This window comes from Pseudomonas fluorescens, from assembly GCF_900636825.1.
GTDB lineage: Bacteria > Pseudomonadota > Gammaproteobacteria > Pseudomonadales > Pseudomonadaceae > Aquipseudomonas > Aquipseudomonas fluorescens_BG.
In genome coordinates this window covers 4223039-4242467 of sequence record NZ_LR134318.1, presented here as the reverse complement: position 1 = coordinate 4242467, position 19429 = coordinate 4223039, and the positions used below count along the sequence as shown (strand labels likewise).

Annotated in this window: 13 protein-coding genes; 7 read left to right on the top strand and 6 right to left on the bottom strand. The window is 53.2% G+C overall.

What is annotated here, in order from left to right; all coding sequences use genetic code 11:
• The first annotated feature begins 185 nt into the window (after window positions 1–185).
• The 5 genes from EL257_RS19170 to EL257_RS19150 all read left to right on the top strand — a co-directional run bounded on the left by EL257_RS19170 (window position 186) and on the right by EL257_RS19150 (window position 8676).
• Window positions 186–1127, top strand: a complete 942-nt coding sequence (locus tag EL257_RS19170; protein ID WP_126365267.1) for a glycosyltransferase family 2 protein — start codon at window positions 186–188, stop codon at window positions 1125–1127.
• A 116-nt stretch (window positions 1128–1243) separates the two neighbouring features.
• Window positions 1244–2062 carry an ABC transporter permease gene (locus EL257_RS19165; protein ID WP_126365265.1) on the top strand — a complete coding sequence of 273 codons (819 nt, stop codon included), beginning with the start codon at window positions 1244–1246 and terminating at the stop codon, window positions 2060–2062.
• On the top strand, window positions 2049–3359 hold the full coding sequence (locus tag EL257_RS19160) for an ABC transporter ATP-binding protein (protein ID WP_419866631.1): 1311 nt from the start codon (window positions 2049–2051) through the stop codon (window positions 3357–3359). Before EL257_RS19165 ends, EL257_RS19160 begins: the two co-directional genes overlap by 14 nt.
• Window positions 3356–7543, top strand: coding sequence for a glycosyltransferase (locus tag EL257_RS19155; protein ID WP_126365261.1), 4188 nt, complete (start codon window positions 3356–3358; stop codon window positions 7541–7543). Before EL257_RS19160 ends, EL257_RS19155 begins: the two co-directional genes overlap by 4 nt.
• 107 nt (window positions 7544–7650) lie before the next feature.
• Entirely contained in the window at window positions 7651–8676 is a 1026-nt protein-coding gene (locus tag EL257_RS19150) for an MraY family glycosyltransferase (RefSeq protein ID WP_126365259.1), read from the top strand.
• An 88-nt stretch (window positions 8677–8764) separates the two neighbouring features.
• On the opposite strand, the gene EL257_RS19145 is transcribed toward EL257_RS19150, so the two are convergent.
• From EL257_RS19145 to EL257_RS19120, 6 genes are all read right to left on the bottom strand, one after another.
• A complete protein-coding gene (locus EL257_RS19145; RefSeq protein ID WP_331852505.1) occupies window positions 8765–9160 on the bottom strand; it encodes a GtrA family protein in 396 nt (131 codons plus the stop codon).
• 5 nt (window positions 9161–9165) lie between these two features.
• Entirely contained in the window at window positions 9166–10113 is a 948-nt protein-coding gene (locus tag EL257_RS19140; protein WP_126365257.1) for a WxcM-like domain-containing protein, read from the bottom strand.
• Entirely contained in the window at window positions 10110–11045 is a 936-nt protein-coding gene (locus tag EL257_RS19135) for a glycosyltransferase family 2 protein (RefSeq protein WP_126365255.1), read from the bottom strand. Before EL257_RS19135 ends, EL257_RS19140 begins: the two co-directional genes overlap by 4 nt.
• A gap of 1 nt (window position 11046) precedes the next feature.
• Window positions 11047–12156 carry a DegT/DnrJ/EryC1/StrS family aminotransferase gene (locus tag EL257_RS19130; RefSeq protein WP_126365253.1) on the bottom strand — a complete coding sequence of 370 codons (1110 nt, stop codon included), beginning with the start codon at window positions 12154–12156 and terminating at the stop codon, window positions 11047–11049.
• Window positions 12157–12237: 81 nt separating this feature from the next.
• Window positions 12238–14265 (bottom strand): hypothetical protein, encoded by a 2028-nt coding sequence (locus tag EL257_RS19125; protein ID WP_126365251.1) that lies wholly within the window; start codon window positions 14263–14265, stop codon window positions 12238–12240.
• On the bottom strand, window positions 14262–16427 hold the full coding sequence (locus EL257_RS19120; protein WP_126365249.1) for a glucosyltransferase domain-containing protein: 2166 nt from the start codon (window positions 16425–16427) through the stop codon (window positions 14262–14264). Before EL257_RS19120 ends, EL257_RS19125 begins: the two co-directional genes overlap by 4 nt.
• Before the next feature lie 401 nt (window positions 16428–16828).
• On the opposite strand from EL257_RS19120, the gene EL257_RS19115 reads away from it, so the two are divergent.
• Window positions 16829–18823 carry a polysaccharide biosynthesis protein gene (locus EL257_RS19115; RefSeq protein ID WP_126365247.1) on the top strand — a complete coding sequence of 665 codons (1995 nt, stop codon included), beginning with the start codon at window positions 16829–16831 and terminating at the stop codon, window positions 18821–18823.
• Between the two features lie 110 nt (window positions 18824–18933).
• A complete protein-coding gene (locus EL257_RS19110; RefSeq protein WP_126365245.1) occupies window positions 18934–19269 on the top strand; it encodes a ComEA family DNA-binding protein in 336 nt (111 codons plus the stop codon).
• The last annotated feature ends 160 nt before the right edge of the window (window positions 19270–19429 follow it).

The following is a 19429-nucleotide window of genomic DNA, read 5'->3' as shown; positions in this document are numbered from 1 at the left end:
CGCTGTCGGGAGCGGTTCGTGAGAGAAGTAGCTGTTTCTCAGGCTGCCCAGGCTGTACATCGTGATGTTGAGCGAAACGGCGTCGTCATTATTTTATCTTCACTGCAATGGAGTGCTCGGTGGTAGCCCCTCTTACACAATATGATCAGACAGGCGAGCAACCTGGCAGCGGGTCTGGCGTTGATATGCAAGGTCATGAAACGCAACCGGCTCGCGTGACAGTTCTGATGTGTACTTACAATGGTGAGCGCTTTCTGGCACAGCAATTGGACTCGATAGCCAGCCAGACCTATCGCGAATGGAATGTAGTCGTTTCTGATGACGGTTCTACCGATGCGACACTGGATATTCTGCGCCAGTACAGCGCGACTTGGGGGGAAGGCCGGCTGACGGTTTTGCAAGGGCCGAAGCGAGGGTTCGCGGCTAATTTCATGTCCGTTGCCTGCAATGCGCCCAAGCAATCGCACTTCTATGCATGGGCCGATCAGGACGATATCTGGCAAGCCAATAAACTCGAGTCTGCCGTGCAGGTATTGGAGGCATTACCTTCCGATGTTCCAGCTTTGTATTGCGCCCGGACCGAGTTGATTGGTGACTCGGAGACGGTTATCGGCTGCTCGCCACTATTTTCTCGTCCCGCCAGCTTCGCTAATGCATTGGTACAGAGTCTGGCCGGGGGTAACACCATGGTGTTTAACCACTTGGCCCGCGACGTGTTTTGCCATGCTGGCGCTGAACTGGATATTGTCTCTCATGACTGGTGGGCCTATCTGCTGGTTACTGGAGTGGGCGGCAAAGTGGTGTACGACGCGTCACCGTCCATTCTGTACAGGCAGCATGAGGCGAATCTGATTGGCGCCAACTCGGGAATGCGCGCACGTATCATGCGCTTGCGACTGATGTCTACCGGCCGATTTCGTGACTGGAATGACATAAATATTGCTGCACTCGAAACAGTTCGTTCCCGCTTGAGTGCAGAAAGCCTCCAGACTTTGGAGCATTTCAAGAAAGCCCGTGATTCGAAGGGTTACAACCGTTTCGTCTGGCTTTATCGCGCCAAAGTCTACCGCCAGACGTGTTTGGGCAATCTTGGGTTGGCGCTGGCCGCGGTGCTCAACAGAATTTGATGTCATCACCTTGCAGGACGGTCTGCAAACATCGTTCCGCGGCGTCCACCCGGTATTTGAACAAGAGAGTTTTATATGAAGTCTGCCTCCCTCGATTTATCTCAGGTGTGTGTTTAATGCTTAATTTTTCCACGTCGCCAAAGGAAATGGTCAGTAGTTTCTGGCGCAACCGGAACCTGATCGCAGCGCTCGTACAACGGGAGGTCGTTGGGCGTTACCGTGGATCGTTCATGGGGATTCTGTGGTCGTTCTTTAACCCCGTGTTCATGTTGATTGTCTACACGTTCGTCTTCAGCGTCGTGTTCAAGGCCCGATGGAGCGGCGGCAGTGACTCGAAAACCGAATTTGCACTTATTCTGTTCGCCGGACTTATCGTATTCAACTTCTTTGCGGAGTGTTTCAATCGAAGTCCGACGCTAATCCTCTCGAACGCCAATTACGTCAAGAAAGTAGTGTTCCCGCTGGAGATTCTTCCCTGGATCACGGTCGGCTCAGCTCTCTTTCACATGGTCATCAGTCTGACTGTCTGGCTGCTGGCCTACTTGATACTGTTCGGCGCGCCGCACCTGACCGTTCTGTTGTTCCCATTGATTATCTTGCCACTGCTGCTGATGATTATGGGTTTGACGTGGGCCTTGGCATCGCTTGGCGTTTACCTCAGGGATGTCGCGCAATTCATTGGCATTCTGACCACTGTCCTGATGTTCCTGTCGCCTATCTTCTACCCTGCCAGTGCGCTACCTGAGAAGTATCAACATCTACTGATGCTCAATCCACTGACACCTGCAATCGAATATGCCCGGGATGTTCTGTTCTGGGGGAAATTGCCCGACTTTACTGTGTTGGGCATTTATCTCGTCGGTTCGGCGTTGATTGCGTGGCTAGGATTCGCCTGGTTTCAGAAAACACGAAAAGGATTTGCTGATGTCATCTGAAGTCGCTATCAAAGTTCAAAATCTCAGCAAGTGTTACGAGATTTATGACAAGCCGCGCGACCGACTGCTTCAGATGCTCAGTCGCGGGAAGAAAAAATATTGCCGTGAATTCTGGGCGCTTCGCGACGTTTCTTTCGAAATTCGCAAAGGCGAAACGGTCGGTATCGTTGGTCGCAACGGCAGCGGCAAATCCACCTTGCTGCAAATTCTTTGCGGTACGTTGAATCCAACCGGTGGTACGGTCGAAACCCATGGCCGGATCGCCGCGTTGCTCGAACTGGGCTCGGGCTTCAATCCCGAGTTTACCGGACGCGAGAACGTTTACCTGAATGCATCCATTCTGGGTTTGAGCAAAGAAGAAATTGACGCCCGATATGACGCGATCATTGAGTTCGCAGATATCGGCGATTTCATCAATCAGCCGGTGAAGACGTATTCGAGCGGTATGTTGGTGCGATTGGCGTTCTCCGTTCAGGCGCAAGTCGAGCCCGACATTCTTATTGTCGATGAAGCGCTGGCAGTGGGTGACGCGAAGTTTCAAGCCCGTTGCTTTGACCGGTTGAAAAAGCTCAAGGAAAACGGCACTAGTATTCTGTTGGTGACTCACTCCAGCGAACAAATCGTGACGCATTGTGATCACGCCTTCCTGTTGAACGATGGTGTGCAGCTCGCAGAGGGTGAGCCGCGCATGGTCGTCAACCGGTACCTCGATTTGTTGTTCGGCAAGACTCAGCAATCGGCGTCTGTCGAAATCGGCGAAGCGTCGGATGAGCTGGCGGCCTATCAAACGCCTGAAGGCGGCCTCGATGTATTCGAAACGCATCCGAACTACAACCCGAACGAATATCGTTGGGGCGACAGATCGGCGACCATCATTGACTTCCACCTTAGTGCAGGGGGCCTTGAGTACCCTATTGCCCTGGACACCGGCGCGCAGATCAAACTTGCGGTATTCGTACGCTTCGATACTGACCTGGTGTGCCCGATTCTCGGGATGACGATCAAGACCAAAGAGGGCGTTACCCTCTATGGCGTCAATAGTGAAACGCTGGATTGTCTGGAGTTCAGAACGTGCGGGCGAAAGGGCGAGATCGTCGAAGTTGAAGTGCTCATTTCTTGTGATCTGGCGCCAGGTGACTACTTCATTTCCGTCGGAGTTTCGACCAAAGATGGCGAAGAAGTAACCCCGCGTGACAGACGTTATGACTCGATCCATTTCCAGGTTCGTCCGACTGACAAATTTTTTGGGCTTGTAAATCTGGATTCCAGCATTCGTGCCAAGAAGGTTTCAAATTGAATATTTTATTGAAGCAAGCGGGCTATCAGCTTAATGACGAGCTCAACATCTGGTCGCGACCGGATTATTCGAGCATCAACTACAGCGATGGTGATACCACCGAACTGCGCATAAAATTCTTGATCGACCAGGCCAGCGACGTCAGTGTTTTTTCTGATGAGCTGCGCAGATCGTGCACCGATTGGCCATCGCTTTACTACCTCTCCAGTACCCGTTCAAACTTGTTGCGAGTGTTCGATGCCGATCTTCGTGGTGATGTCCTCGAGATTGGTGCCGGTTGTGGTGCAATCACCCGCTATTTGGGTGAGCAGGGCGGCCGGGTCCTGGCGCTGGAAGGCAGCTCGCGTCGCGCCAGTATCGCTCGTGCGCGCACCCGAGACCTGCCGAACGTATCCGTGCTGGCCGAGTCGTTCGAGAATTTCAGCATCGATACCCAGTTCGATGTCATCACCCTGATCGGCGTTTTCGAGTACGCCAATCTGTTCGTATCCGGTGACAATCCGGGGGCGACGATGCTTGCGAAAGTTCGCTCGCTGCTCAAGCCTGACGGCTTGCTTATCATCGCGATCGAAAACCAGCTCGGCCTGAAATATTTCGCCGGCGCGCCTGAAGATCACGTGACGACGCCGATGTACGGTGTCGAGGGGCGCTATAGCAGCGCTACCGTGCAGACTTACGGTAAAAAAGCCTTGGCGTCGTTATTGGCGAATGCTGGATTCACCTCGAACGAGTTCTTTGCGCCGTTTCCGGATTACAAGTTGCCGGTATCGATCATCACTGAAGAGGGATTCAAAGATCCTCAGTTCGATGCCAGTGCATTCGCATCGCAGAGTGTTCAGAGAGATCCGCAACTGCCAGATCTGTGCACCTTCTCGCTGGAGTTAGCGTGGTCGCAGATCTTCAAGAACGGCTTGGGCATGGATATGGCCAACTCCTTCCTCGTAGGTGCCTCTCCTGTCTCGCGTAATGCGGTTGAGCCGCAGACCCTGGCGTTTCATTACAGCTGCGATCGCCGCTCTGTGTATTGCAAACGCTCGGAGTTTCGTCGGGATTCCGAAAACACGATCAATGTGCATTACCAGAAACTCGGAAAGACGATCGATGAGGGTGAAGGGCATTCGCTCGTCACCTTCAATCTTGCAGCGTCCGAGCCCTACGTCAATGGTTACGTGCTTGGCACCAAGCTGATCGATATCGTCAATGCCGAGGGCTGGACTTACGCGGATATCGGCGCCTTCCTCGAGGACTATCTGAGCATACTCAAAATGCTTTGTGATAACGCCGAGAGCCAGCCAGGCGAGGTGTCGGGAGCATTGGTCGATGCGGTGCCGCAGAACATTGTGGTTGATCTGGAAGGGCGTGCGCAGTTGATCGATAAAGAGTGGACGCTCACTAGTAACGTCCGCTACGAGTTTCTGCTGTTCAAAACGCTCACGCAGTTTCTGGGTTCCATTACCCGAATCAGCAAGGGGGCAGAGGCAGGCCCAATTACCCGTAAAGACTTTGTATTCAAAGCTTGCGAAGCTGCCGGATACCCGATTCGCGAAGAAGATGTGAAAGAGTTTCTGGCAATTGAGGCGCAGATTCAGAATGCTATCAACGGCCGAAGCGCGAGCGAATTCACCGCGTGGGGCGAAGATCGCCTGATTGTCGAAGATAATCTTTTTTCCGCTTTCAGCAACTCGCAGTTCGCCTTGGCTCAGACCCGCGAAGCGCTTGCAAGCGCTGTCACTGACGCCAGGCAGGAAATCGAAGCGCTGAATGCCAAACTGCAACAGCGGGAAGCCGACTATCAACAGGTCATCAACTCCAACTCCTGGTTCATTACCAAGCCGGTGCGCTTCTTGGTGCGCTCGTTGCGGCACGGTAAAGGGGCGCTGCGCAGCAGGGTGGAGACTTCCAAGCGAGGGTTCACTAACTATCTGCGAGGGCACGAAGCCAATCTGCCCCAGCCGGTTGAAGAAGTAGTTGAAGCGCCTGTCACGCGCACTCACTCGGTCAGCGTCATTCTGCCGATCTATAAAGATGTGGAAATGACTCGGCGCTGCATTTTGGCCGCCATGCCAGGGATTATTGCGTTCAATTCCAAATTGGTTGCGATCAATGATGCCAGCCCGGATGCAGGCATGCAGGCCATGCTTCTTGAGTTGCAGAAACAATGGCCGCAGGTGATGACCGTTCTTGAAAACGAAGTCAATCTGGGCTTCGTCAAAACCGTCAATCGCGGCATGCGCCACGCCAGCCAGGACGATATCGTTTTCCTGAACAGTGACGTTATCGTGCCGGTGGACTGGCTGGAGCGTTTGACCGCTGAAGCTTATATTGCGCCGAACATTGGTACCGTTACTCCGTTTTCCAACAACGCGACTATTTGCAGTTTTCCGGCGTTTCTTTATGAAAACCAGCCAGCCTTCGGCTTGAGCGTCGAGCAGATCGATGCCGTGTTTGCCGGCCCCCGATTGCCGGTAAGCCAGGCGCCGACGGGTGTGGGCTTCTGCATGTACATTCGCCGCGAATGCCTGGATGTTGTGGGTCTGCTGAACGAAGAGAAGTTTGGCAAAGGGTATGGTGAGGAAAATGATCTGTGCCAGCGCGGGCTGAAGGCCGGCTGGCTCAATATCCTGACCCCTAACCTGTATGCATTTCATGAGGGCGGGGTCAGTTTTTCTTCTTCCAAGCAAGCGCTGACCGAGCATGCAACCAAGGTCATCACCGAACTCCATCCGGATTATCACTTGGATATCCAGAGGTTCATCGCCGCAGATCCGCTGAAGGCGGTGCGGGTAAAACGTCTGGCGCAATTGATCGCCTCGTTGGAGCGGCCGAAGGTCTTGCACATTTCGCATGAGGCCGGGGGCGGAGTGCAGCAGCACCTGGACGAGTTGGCAGACGCCCTCGAGTCCGATGTTTGCTGTCTGTTCCTGGCACCTCGCCGTGGTCATTGCGCCGTTACTTTGCGCATGGGCAGTTTCCCGGGTGCCGATGAGCTTCTTTTCCAGTTGCCCGAAGAGCACACGTTGTTGGTCGAGTTCTTGAAGGGCTGCGGTGTCGGCTTTGTACATTTCCACCACACACTCGGTCTCAATTCGCAGTTGGTTCAATTACCGGCAGAATTGGGCGCTGAATATGCGTTGACGGTTCACGATTATTACTGGCTGTGCGGTAACCCGACTCTGACCGATGCGCAGGGCGTCTATCCGGGACAGTATGCCGACGATATCGTCAACCCTGATTTCCAGTTGCCTGACGGTGTTTCGCCGGCCCAATGGCGAGAGCAGTTGCGCGGATTTATCGAGGGGGCGAAGGCAGTAGTGTTCCCTTCGGCGTACACCCTTGCCAACTATCGACTCAACTACGAGTTGCCTAACGCTGTCGTCGCAGGTCATGTGGAGCACGAGCGCAGCATTGGCCGGGATGTCGCGCCGATCGTGCAAAAGATCCGTTACAACGTGGGTGTGATAGGTGCTTTGGGCAAAGAAAAGGGTGCCGATTATCTGGAGCAAGTGGCAGCGGCGGCAGCGGCGGTCAATGCACCGCTTAACTTCCGGCTCGTCGGTTTCGGTTACAAAGAGTTGGACGGCGTTCTGACTACGGGTCGTTATGATGCCAGTGAGCTTCCTTCGCTGATTGCCGCCAATGAGTTTGATGTCATCCTGTTTCCGAGCCAGTGCCCGGAAACTTACAGCTATACCCTCAGCTATGCGCTGCAGGCAGGGTTGCCAATCATTGCGCCAAACATTGGCGCGTTCCCGGAGCGATTGTCCGGGCGCGCAAACACCCTTGTTTATCAATATGGAATCACGCCAGCCGAGCTGATGGGGCAAATCAGCAAATTTGCGAAAAGGCTCGCTGCCGGAGAGCGGCTGACTGCGCCGGTCGTCGACACCAGCCTGTACCAGCCTGCGTTTTATAGCTCTGACTACCCGGCTTTATGCGGTGCCGGCAGCGATAATCACAGCCATCAGCGAGCAGTTTTTGAACTGCCGAAGTTCTCGGCCGCGACGATCGCTTATGAGGCGCCGCTGACGACCAAGGAAATCGCGCTGTTGGCCATCTGGACGCTTTACCGTCATCCGCGTATGGAACGCATCAGCAATGCGGTGCCTTACTCGCTACGGCAAAAAATCAAGCGGGTGCTAAGCAGGCGCCCGCTGCACGAGATCGTGGACGTGAACAAAAACTGATGAAGTGCGCCCGCTTGGCTGATCAAACACCTTGATTGGCAGAGCGGGCGCAATGGTTTTTGTTTGTCAGTGACGAATGCTGGCTTTAATTTGGAGCTACTGCCGCGATGAATTTCAGCTGGTTTGTGCTGATCGCATTAATTATTACGTTCATTCTGACTGCTGTTTTGCGCCGGTATGCTCTTGCCAAAAGTCTGATGGATATCCCCAACGCCCGTAGCTCACACACGGTTCCAACGCCGAGGGGTGGGGGCGTTGCGATCGTCGTAACGTTTCTTGTCGCATTGTGCTCGCTGTATGCAGCTGACTTGATTGCACTCAGAGATTTTGTCGCAGTGGCCGGGGCGGGCGCTTTGGTAGCGATCATCGGGTTCATGGATGATCACGGCCATATTGCCGCGCGTTGGCGCTTGCTTGGGCACTTCTGCGCGGCGATCTGGGCGTTGGCCTGGTTGGGTGGTCTGCCGCCAGTCAGCCTGTTTGGACAGGTTTTCGATCTCGGCTGGATCGGGTTCGCACTGGCTACCCTCTACCTCGTCTGGATGCTCAATCTCTATAACTTCATGGACGGCATTGACGGAATTGCAAGCGTCGAGGCGGTAACGGTGTGTATCGGTGCGTGCGTGTTGTACGCCTTGGGCGGGACTGTCGGGCTCATGGAGCCGGTCTTGTTGTTAGCCGGTTGTGCGGGCGGATTTCTATTGTGGAATTTTCCGCCGGCTAAGATTTTCATGGGCGATGCCGGTAGCGGCTTTCTGGGTATTGCCTTGGGGATCTTGTCAATACAGGCTGCCGGTTCCTCATTTCAATACTTCTGGGGTTGGCTGATTTTGCTCGGGGTATTTGTCGTCGACGCGACCATGACCCTGTTCAGGCGTCTGTTACGGGGCGAAAAAGTGTATGAGGCACATCGCAGCCATGCCTACCAATTCGCTTCACGCCATTATGGGAAGCATCTTCCGGTGACTGTTGCCGTCTGCTTGATCAATCTGCTTTGGCTGCTGCCGGTCGCCGTGGCTGTAGTGTATTTCCAGCTCGATGGTCTTCTCGGCGTTCTGCTGGCTTACGTGCCACTTTTCGTTCTGGGGTTGCAGTTCAATGCGGGTAAATCCGAAAAGGATGTATCGGCATGAGCAAGTGCGAGATCTGACTAGAGGCGCTAAAGGCGTTCAGTGAGGTGCGTAAAAAGAGGCAGGCGGAATATTCCGTCTGCCTCTTTTTTTAGCGGGGAACCGGTCCGGATTTGACGAATACCAGCTTGGTCAGCACATAAGTAAGCGGTAGCGACAGAATGATTGCCGCCAACGGTGCCAGGTATTCTGGGAGTGAGAGTTGCTTGACCCAGAACCAGACGACAAACATCCCCAGTACGTATTGCGCGACGTAGACGAGGGGGAAAAACAGGATCGATTTGATTCCCTGATGTTCCTTGAACACAAAGAACCGGCTCATCACGAATGCGAAGACGATCCCGCAGACATAGCTGATCGAGTAGGCCCACGTATAAGGAAACACGCTGAGCAAAACAAGATACAGCGCATAAGTGATTCCGGTATTCAGCCCACCTGTAAGGAGGAACCGGAAAAACTTTATTTTCATCAGGTTGGAGATTTTCACGGCAATCAACCAATCTGCGCTTTTTTCTCGATCAGGAATTGATCGTAATCGCGGATATAGTCGTCAGAGGCATAGTGCTCGGAAGCGAATACCAGCAGTACCGCATCTGCCGAGTACTTGTACTGAATACCCCAGGTCATCGCTGGCAGGAACAGGCCCAAAGTGTGGTGGTCCAGTACAAACTCCTGGCGATGTTTGCCATTGTCGGCAACCACATGCACCGTGCCTTTGACCGCGACCAAAAACTGGTGGCATTCACGATGAGCGTGTTCACCACGGGTTTCTGCTGTCGGAACGTCGGTCACGAGGAAGTAACGTTTTACTTCGAACGGGACGTCTTTACCACATTCGCCGACACTCAGGCTGCCGCGCATATCTACCGCTTCCATCATGCGGTGCAGTGTGACGCCGCAAGGGTAAACATCCGATTTGCCGACTTTGACCGGGTTGTCTACTACCGTGCCATCAGTGGGCTTGGCATCGACATAGCCGATGATCTTCGCCGGGTTACCGACCACGATGGCATTTGGTGGAACGGATTTGGTAACGACCGCGCCTGCGCCGACCATTGCCGAAGTACCTATGGTAATACCGGGTAGAATCGTCGAGTTGGCACCCAGCGACGCACCTTTACGGATGATGGTTCGGGAGAACGCTTCCGGATAGATTTTGCTGCGTGGAAACTTGTCGTTGGTGAAAGTGACATTCGGCCCCACGAAAACATCGTCTTCGATAGTGATGCCGTCCCAAACCTGAACGCCGCACTTGAGCGTTACTCGATCGCCGATGATCACGTCGTTCTCGACAAAGACGTTGTCACAGACGTTGCAATCAGCACCGATAAGGGCGTTTGGCAGCACGTGCGCAAATGCCCAGATCCGCGAGCCAGCACCAATAGTGGACGATTCGCAGATCGCACGGTCGTGAACAAAAAAATCCCGCGAATCAGTCATTTATTGGCTCCAAACTCAGAAACTTTCATTGGGATCGCCAAAGGGCGCCCTTTAGTATTTTCATACGTACGCCAAGCGTACGAACCGATCACGCCCAGACCTAGCAGATTGAGGCTGCCCAGAAGGGTAATGGTAAACAGTGTCATGGCATAACCAGGCACGTCGATGAGGCCGCCCATCTTTGCAAACACTACGCTGACACCATACAACGCTGAAAGAGCCGAGCCTGCTGCGCCAACGCGGATCAGCAGGCGAATAGGCAAGTCAGTGAACGAGAACACGCTGTCCATCAGATAATTGACTTTCTTTTTCAGCGTCCACGCCGATTTGCCGTGTTCACGGGCGACGCGTGTGTAACTGACAACCTGGCGGCGGAAACCGAGCCAGAAAATCTGCGCGATCAACGAGCTGTGGCGCTCTTCAAGCTTGAGCAGATTGTCGCGGAACTCCAGATTGCAGCCGAACATGTCGACGCCACCAGCAGGCATTTCCGGGATCACATAGCGCTTGTACAGACCCCAGAAAGTTTTCGATGCCAGTTTCGACAGGAACGGGTCGTCACGACCTTCGCGGACTCCGACCACCACGTCCACCGGTTCGGTATTCAACACCCGGTTCATGGTGAGCACCAGGCTTGGCGGCTCTTGCAAGTCGGCGGCCATCACGGCGAACGTCCGTCCTTTGGCATGCTGCAAGCCTGTGCGGATCGCCATGAAAGAACCAAAGTTCTTCGACAGCAGGATCAGCTGAGACGCAAAACTCTGCTCTGGAAGGCGATCACGCAGGATTTCGTAGCAACGATCCGGACTGCCATCGACCACGAAAACCACTTCCAGAGCACCCTGAAGCTCGACGTTCAGATCTCCGACGGCTTTGAACAGCGATGGCAGGGATTCCTCGTTCCTGTAAACCGGGATGACGAGCGACAGCACCCTAAATCTCCTGTTTGAAGTAGCCGCTAACCACTTCAATCACGCGATCGACCTGCTGGTCAGTCAGCCCCGGGAAGCAAGGCAAGGAAACCAGTTGAGTGCATGCCGCCTCGGTGACCGGCAGGTTGAATGTTTCGCGCGGTGTGTACGCGGTCTGCCAGTGGTCGGGAACCGGGTAGTGAATATCGGTGCTGACTTGGTGCTCTTTGAGGTAGGCGACGAATGCGTCACGATTTTCGACACGAATCACGAACAAGTGAGCTACGAAGTCGTCGCCCAGGCTCGCAGGCAGTTTCACCGGCAGGTTGCTGAAGGCAGCACAGTAGCGTCGGGCAATGGCGCGACGTTGCTCGTTCCACTGGTCGAGCAGCGGCAGCTTGACTCGCAGGATTGCGGCCTGCATCTCATCAAGTCTGCTGTTGCGGCCGTGCGGTACGGTAACGTGGTATTTAGCCGACCAGCCATATTGGCGAAGCGTCAGCAGTCGCGCGGCGATCTCGGAGGATGAGGTCACGATCGCGCCACCGTCGCCCAGTGCGCCGAGGTTTTTGGTCGGGTAAAAGCTGAAACAGGCCAAGTCACCGAAGGAGCCACACTGGCCTTTTTCAGAGCGCGCACCATGGGACTGGGCACAATCTTCAAGCACAGCTGCCCCGGCCGAGCGAGAAATGCTCGCGAGAGTTTCGATGTCTGCCAACTGCCCGTACAGGTGCGTAACGATGACCACCTTGGCAGGCTGGTTCAGCGCCTTTTCCAAGGAATTTGGGCACATGGTCAGAGTAAGCGGGTCGACATCAACATATACCGGCTCGGCGCCGACAGCGTGGATAGCAGTGCTGCTGTAGAAACCCGCGTTCGCTACCGTCACAACACGGTCACCCGGCCCCACGCCCATGCCGAGCAAAGCGATTTCCAGTGCTTCCGAGCCATTCGCGACGGAGATGCAGTGCTCGGCACCCACATAACTGGCGAACTCGCTTTCGAAATTCTTGACCTCTTCACCCAAAATGTACCAATGGCGATTAACGACGCGCATTAGCGGCTCGGAGAAGTCAATACCGGCATTGGCCGCTACCGCGGAAAACAAAGGAATTTGGTGATTTGCGTCCATGATCCATCCAGGTTTTTTTGACTGCGCGCATGAGAATGCGCGCGATTTTACTACACAACCAGAGCGTTATGTCGAACGAACCTACTGGGCCAGCGCTTTTTTGTCCGACTTCACAGTTGGCCAGAACCACAATGTGACGAAGACAAACATGATCGCTAGCGAGCTCAGGTAGACCGGCTGGGACATCCATGGACCTTGTCGACCAAAATAGAGTTGCCATTTCAAATCTGACATTGGCAGGCCCGAAGAAGAAGCGTCCGCGACTGAGTTTGCCAGCCAGAAGAGTGGCAACGCCATGAGCGCGGAAAACCAAAGGAGCAATCGAGTTCTAACGTCACTGATATTGGATTGAGCGGCAAATGCGAAGAATAAGGGTAATACCGAGATCCATTGGCGACTCTCGGAACCGATCGCAAATATTGGCATAAAGGCAAGCAAGATCGCCTTGATGGCGTACGTGGTGTTAGTGGGTTGTTGCGCTTTAAACAACAAAAACAGCGTAGCGACAAATACCGGGCCAAAGAACACAAAGTGCGCTGCGAGGGGCTTAAGCGGAGCGTTAAGTGCCTGATAGAGCATGTTTTCTATAAGCGGCGGTCCCCTGAAGCCGCTGTTCCAGTCGAGACCGATGTAAAGCGCCGCGTGGCCTACTGCAACAGCACCCACTGCTAAGAGGGACCATTTCATCGAAAAGTGGGCAAAAATCCCGTTGTTCTTGAGTTGACTGCTCCACGCCCAGGCTATCACTACCAGCGCAGCGACAACCAATACGGAGCTGACCAATCTCAGATCAAGCCATGCCGGAGTCAGATAAAGACCCTTGTGCAGCAGTGTGTCATCGTCGATTTTCAACATCCATGTCACTACATACAGGATCATGGCTATGGACAGGGCGACGAACGTTGCGATTCTCCACTTCGTCGACAATGAAAAGCGGCTAAAGGCCGTAAGCGCCTGTGGTTGATTAGGTAAACACAGCAAGATGAACGGAACGAGAAAATATCCCGGCATGATAAACGGTGAAATCGCGCAGATGGCTGCCAGCCCGAGGAAGCGTTTTTCCACGTGGCACCACAGGCCTACGCACGTCAAAATGATCGCGAGATGATCGCTGAGGATCGGGTAATAGGTAGACATCACCAGTACCGGCCAACTTGCCAGCAACAACACGGAATACTGGAACGCTCTTTTCAGGGGAAGACCGCACTTGAGCAAGTAGTCCATGAAAAAGCCAACGCCGATGCCGATGCCGACGATGTTCAGGACCGTTTGCATCACTATCAGCTTGCTAATGCTCAAGCCAAATGAGAACTCGGCCAGCACCAGCGGCAGAAACCCAATAATCCGGCTGATTCGATAGGGGTCGTTAGGAACTACACCGGTGTTTTTCCACTGAACAAGAAGGCCGAGATAAGTCTGCCCATCCCAGCCGGCGCCGTCGTTTACCGCAATTTTCCCGGTGATCTGATAGACCAGAATTAACGCTATGACAGTGAACACACCCATCAAATAGGCAGGTTTTTTTCTAAGGAGCGCTTCCTTGAACACGTGTCCGGTGAAAACTGCGGTAGTTGTTAAGCTAAGCCACAGTATCAACACGCACGCCAGATTTTCTATATGCGAAAATGTGCTCGGTAATGTGAAATAAATTTGCGGATCGTTGTCGTTGAAAGCGTAAGCCGTATCACTTTCGCTATCCGGAGTCTTCGAAACAGACAATGACGGCTCAAGTTGTTGTAGGTCGAGCTTCTGTTTCAATCCCCAAAAGTTGATGGTTATCCTTTTGACGACCATCGTCGCCGGATTATTGTTCGGATCCCATCTTAGAAACTTGGCGCCAGTACCAGTGGTAAAGCAGACTTTCTGCTGACCTGCGTGAATGATGGCGCTCTGAGAGTTTTCTTCCGAGAACTCGGCCGCACGGTCTGAATAAAATAGTTGAGTAATACCACTATCCGAAGAGACGGCCGTAACGCAGACGCTATGCTGCATCCGGCCAAACACTCCGGCTAATTTGCCGATCGCGATGGACGCGATTAGCGTGAGTAGGAGGAATACCAAAATGTGCCGGCGCCGAAACGGTTTGGCAGTAGGATTGAGATCGCTCATGGTTTGTCATTTTCCATATACAGAGCGTGCGTTGGATCTACCGCATCACCCATCTTGATGAGAACTACACCGTCCTTGTAGCGCACGGATCCTTCGGCTGGCCAGATCGGCATGCCGGCGAACTCAGGTGTCAGGCCTATCCGTTGCTGGTATTGTACGGGTTGAACGTTGCCGAAGCCTACCAGCTGGATATAGCGAATCATTCTGCTGGCATTACCATTGTCCCAATCGAAGAATGAAGAGCTCATGGTCGAAGTTGAAGGATCTGGGTAGCGACTACTGAAAGGAAGTTTTCCGTAGATGTCCACTTCTACACGCGCAGTCCTGTCGAAGTTCGGGATTACCTTTGCAATGCGGGTATAAATGGCTTCCGCGGTAAACCGGTCGTGATTAGTCGCCATAATGGTGCTGGCGGAATACTGCGCATTGACTGAAAGCATTTGAAATAGCAGAAATAACGTAAGGCTTGCGGCGAAAATCCGCAGCATGCCTTCCCTTTCCAATATCACGATCGTGGCGATCCAGATAATGAATGAGACGGCAAGCATCGCGCGCAACGGAAGGTAGATTCCGCCGGCGACAAAGTTTAGCAGGAAGGGAGTAATGAGCATTGTTGCAACTAGCAATGCCATGCCGCAGGCGGCTTGCCAAGTCTTCTGCGTGACAAGAAGTACGATCGCCAAGCACAATATGATGGCAGAGCTGAAGAACGCCACGCCATATGATTGAGGTGAGCCTGAATAGAGTTTGAAGGCTTCGGTCATCACCAGGTTGATGATTTGAAACGGTGTATCTATCAGTTCCTGCATGCGAAGGAAATTATCAATATAACTTCTTTCCGAAGGATAAAGGTATTGAGCGAATTTGTTGATCGCAAAATAAATAACCGCGCCGCAGGCGACCGTTCCGAACAGGAAGAGGGATCTTTTAAACGTCGGCGCAAATACGAAATTGTGTTGTTGGTTGTCGTCGCGGTAATTGAATATGGTTACCGCTAGTCCAGCGCTGATGTAAAACATAGCCAAGGATTGATACGCGCCGATCGCCACGGCCAATAAAAAGCCGCAAGCGAGTAGTCTGTAAATGCAAGCGCTGTTTTTGCTTCTCTGGGGTTTAAAACCGGAAAAAAGATAAATTCCGGTAGACAGTGTCAACACACCAATGCCAGTTGATGGAATATTCGAATAAAACTCACCAATGAACCACCAGATTGGATGTGCAACTAATACGGCATACCCCAATGTCGTCGCCCAGTTAAGCTGCAAGCGGAAAGCCCGAAGTAATAACATGTAAGACAGCGCGAGGCAGATGTAAAAGAAAAAGTTCGGCAGGAACGGCAGCACGGGTTGGGGGAAGATGAACTTCTCTACCAGAAATGCGGTCCAGCGTCCGTCGGCGATCCAGATGGAAGGATCCGTGCGAAAGGCTCCAACCTCATCGTCGATGGATAGGAAAAAATTGACGATCGGTATGATGTTCAGAGTAACGGCGATCGCTACCAGTCTGGCGAACTCGCTCGCTGTGAAATGCTCTCTGGCGATAAATGTTCTAAGAGCAATTGTGCAACGGTTTTCGCTTTGCAGCATTGCAAGAATTCGGTGATGCCATTTGATCCAGAGCAAAATTATTGTTGCCATGAACGCTGCAATGGCAAGCGAAAAGACTAACCTGATTTTATCGAGCGCCTTGCCGTTTAGTTGTATGTTGATTTGGGGATCGGTCGCGCCTGTGGGGACGGTGAACTGAGTGTACTTGTCACCGGTTGCGGTGATAGCTATCTGCGCCAGCGGTATGAGGTTTTTGCTCTCAATAGGCTTGGTATACCCAAGCACATTGATGGTGGCGGAGGTTACGTAAAAAGTTCCAGCTGCCTCCAGTGGGTCCCAGCGCACATTGTTGTCGAACCGTGGAAGCGTAAATCTAAACGAGTGATCGCTGTTGTTCAGCTTGCTGATCTCAGAATTGCGCTCGCTATATTCTTCGTTATGTTTAAAGAACAGCTGAGACTTCGCCGCCGGGAATTGGTTGGTGTGAATGCTGATGACGGGAGCCAGTGCAGTGCTCTTAAGTAAGATGGAAGCGATGGTCAGCGTAATTAAAATTCCAGAGAGAACCCATTTTACAAAGGCTTTAAGTGGGTTGCTGGATCCTGTTGTTGTCACGTGCTTTCGCTTCCTTATCGTCTTCTGACTGTCGTCTTTCTTAAGCGGCGAGTACCGCACGTTCTCCAGCCTGCAGCCATTATGAGAGTCATTGCTTACCCTGGATAAGCAGTTTTCGAATTGCCCAGTGTCAGCAATGACCCTTGCCGATCCCGAATCCACAATGGCGAGGTGCAAGAATTCGCGGCGCAGTATACTCGTTTAGCCCGCAAGCCGCAGCACAGACATCGGCGATGCTCGCGAATGCAAAACGTTGTGAACGGGGTCGATTTCGTGCCTTTCGTCAGGGAAACTGGTTTTCCTCACTGGCGTATTCTTTTTTCTGTAACGAAGTTCTTTACCTCCGTACAATGTCTCCGCCGATTAAACCAATGGAGTAGGCCAGATTGGTACAGGAGAATATGGACAGAATGCGCGAGTTTTTGTTGGGGTTACCACGCCGCCAGAAGCGATTGATCCAAGTGCTGACGGACGTTGTGCTCGTCTGGGTCGCGTTGTGGCTCGCATTTATCGTCCGCCTGGGCATCGATGAGCTGGTGAACCCGTTGAAGGCGCACCTCTGGCTGTTCATTTGTGCTCCGCTCATCGCCATCCCGCTTTTCATACGGTTCGGCATGTATCGGGCAGTGATGCGTTATTTCGGCAATGACGCTCTTGTGGTGATCATCAAAGCGGTCAGTCTGTCCTCGTTGATTCTCGCGCTTGTGGTCTACTGGTACAGCAATCACGAAGCAGTCGTGCCGCGTTCCATAATCTTCAACTACTGGTGGCTAAGCCTTGTGATCATCGGCGGATTACGCCTTTGCATGCGCCATTATTTTATGGGCGACTGGTTCACCGCGGCTCAACATGTGCCCTTCGCCAGTCGTGACGACGGTTTGACGAAAGTTGCTATCTACGGCGCTGGTGTCGCTGGCAATCAGCTCGTCGCCGCATTGCGCATGGGACGGGTCATGCGTCCGGTCGCTTTTATCGATGACGACCCGGGAATCTCTGACCGCTCGATTTCCGGCCTTCAGGTTTATAAGCCCAAACATATTCAGCAAATGATCGACGTCACCGGTGCCCAGGAGATTCTGCTGGCACTGCCGTCATCGACCCGTGCTCGACGTCGAGAAATTCTCAATTTGCTGGAGGGCTTTCCGTTACACGTGCGCAGCGTCCCCAATTTCACAGACCTGGCCAGCGGGCGTGTGCGAGTCGAAGACATTCAGGAAGTCGATATTGCCGACTTGTTGGGACGCGACGCGGTACCGGCTCAGCCTGATCTGCTGGAGCGCTGTATCAAGGGCAAGATTGTCATGGTCACAGGAGCAGGCGGCTCCATTGGTTCTGAACTGTGCCGACAGATCTTTTCCCTTCAGCCGACCACGCTGTTGTTGTTTGAACACAGCGAGTTCAACCTTTACAGCATCCTTTCGGAGCTGGAGCAGCGTGGCAATCGCGAATCGGTACCTGTCAAGCTACTGCCGATCCTCGGGTCGATCCGCCATCAGGACAAGTTGCTCGACGTGATGAAAACCTGGAAGGTCGATACTGTTTACCATGCGGCAGCCTATAAGCATGTGCCGATGGTCGAACACAATATCGCTGAAGGTGTTCTCAATAACGTCATCGGTACGCTCAATACCGCGCAGGCGGCGTTGCAATCTGGCGTTGCAAACTTCGTACTCATTTCTACGGATAAAGCCGTGCGCCCGACCAATGTCATGGGCAGCACCAAACGTCTGGCGGAGTTGACCCTGCAGGCTTTGAGCCGCGAGATTGCCCCGGTACTGTTTGGCGACAAGTCCAATGTCTCCCGAGTCAACAAAACGCGTTTCACCATGGTGCGTTTCGGCAATGTGCTGGGTTCGTCTGGTTCGGTGATCCCGCTATTTCACAGCCAGATCAGATCAGGCGGTCCGCTGACGGTCACGCATCCCAAGATCACTCGCTACTTCATGACAATTCCCGAGGCTGCGCAACTGGTCATCCAGGCCGGATCGATGGGGCAGGGTGGAGATGTCTTCGTTTTGGATATGGGTGAGCCGGTCAGAATCGTCGAACTCGCGGAGAAAATGGTCCATCTTTCCGGGCTAAGTATTCGTTCCGACCGCAATCCGCAAGGCGATATCTCGATTGAGTTCACGGGCCTGCGTCCCGGCGAGAAGCTCTACGAAGAATTGCTGATCGGTGACAACGTCGCTGCGACGCCACATCCGATGATCATGACGGCCAATGAAGATCACCTGCCTTGGGATGTGCTGAAGAGCAAGCTCGGCGAATTGCTCGTTGCAGTCGAGAAAGACGACTATTCCAGAGTCCGCCAACTCCTGCGTGAAACCGTCTCCGGCTACACCCCCGACGGCGAAATCGTTGACTGGATCTACCAGCAGCGTCGCCTCGAACCCTGATTGTTTCACACTCTGTAACAGACACATTTTTGACAGGCTCCAACCATCGCCTAAGTTTGAGAGGCAGCTTCGGAAAAGCTGCTATCTCAAACGATGATGGAGCGTCACTTATGCGTACCGGTTACTTCTATTCCCTGATTTTCGCCCTGCTTACAAGCGCTTCGATTGCCGCGATTGCTGCGCCGGTTGCTCCTGTGCAAGCGTCGAGCGCAGTGGTGGCGATGGACGCCAAGGCTTCCACCGAAAGCGCGAAGGTCGATCTTAATGAAGCCGATGCGGCCAAGCTGCAAAAGGAGCTGTCTGGGGTAGGTGAAGCCAAAGCCAAGGCGATTGTTGCCTATCGCGAAACAAACGGACCGTTCACTTCCGTGGATGAATTATTGGAAGTGAAGGGGATCGGCAAGGCGATCCTTGATCGCAATCGCGACAAGCTGGAAGTCAACTAAGCTGTTTGTTCTATGCCAGGAGGCCGGTCAGTGACCGGCCTTTTTCATTGGGTAATGGCTGCCGTTGCGTACTCAGTGCCCAAAAGACGTTGAACGGATGGATTAAGATTATGGCTATCATATTCACTTCGAATTATGCCTATAATAAATCCAGCGTAGT

Excerpts from the sequence above, each read along its gene's own strand:
- EL257_RS19170 (WP_126365267.1), top strand. The coding sequence starts at position 186 with ATGCAAGGTCATGAAACGCAACCGGCTCGCGTGACAGTTCTGATGTGT.
- EL257_RS19165 (WP_126365265.1), top strand. The coding sequence starts at position 1,244 with ATGCTTAATTTTTCCACGTCGCCAAAGGAAATGGTCAGTAGTTTCTGG.
- EL257_RS19150 (WP_126365259.1), top strand. The coding sequence starts at position 7,651 with ATGAATTTCAGCTGGTTTGTGCTGATCGCATTAATTATTACGTTCATT.
- EL257_RS19140 (WP_126365257.1), bottom strand. The coding sequence starts at position 10,113 with ATGACTGATTCGCGGGATTTTTTTGTTCACGACCGTGCGATCTGCGAA.
- EL257_RS19130 (WP_126365253.1), bottom strand. The coding sequence starts at position 12,156 with ATGGACGCAAATCACCAAATTCCTTTGTTTTCCGCGGTAGCGGCCAAT.
- EL257_RS19125 (WP_126365251.1), bottom strand. The coding sequence starts at position 14,265 with ATGAGCGATCTCAATCCTACTGCCAAACCGTTTCGGCGCCGGCACATT.
- EL257_RS19115 (WP_126365247.1), top strand. The coding sequence starts at position 16,829 with ATGGACAGAATGCGCGAGTTTTTGTTGGGGTTACCACGCCGCCAGAAG.
- EL257_RS19110 (WP_126365245.1), top strand. The coding sequence starts at position 18,934 with ATGCGTACCGGTTACTTCTATTCCCTGATTTTCGCCCTGCTTACAAGC.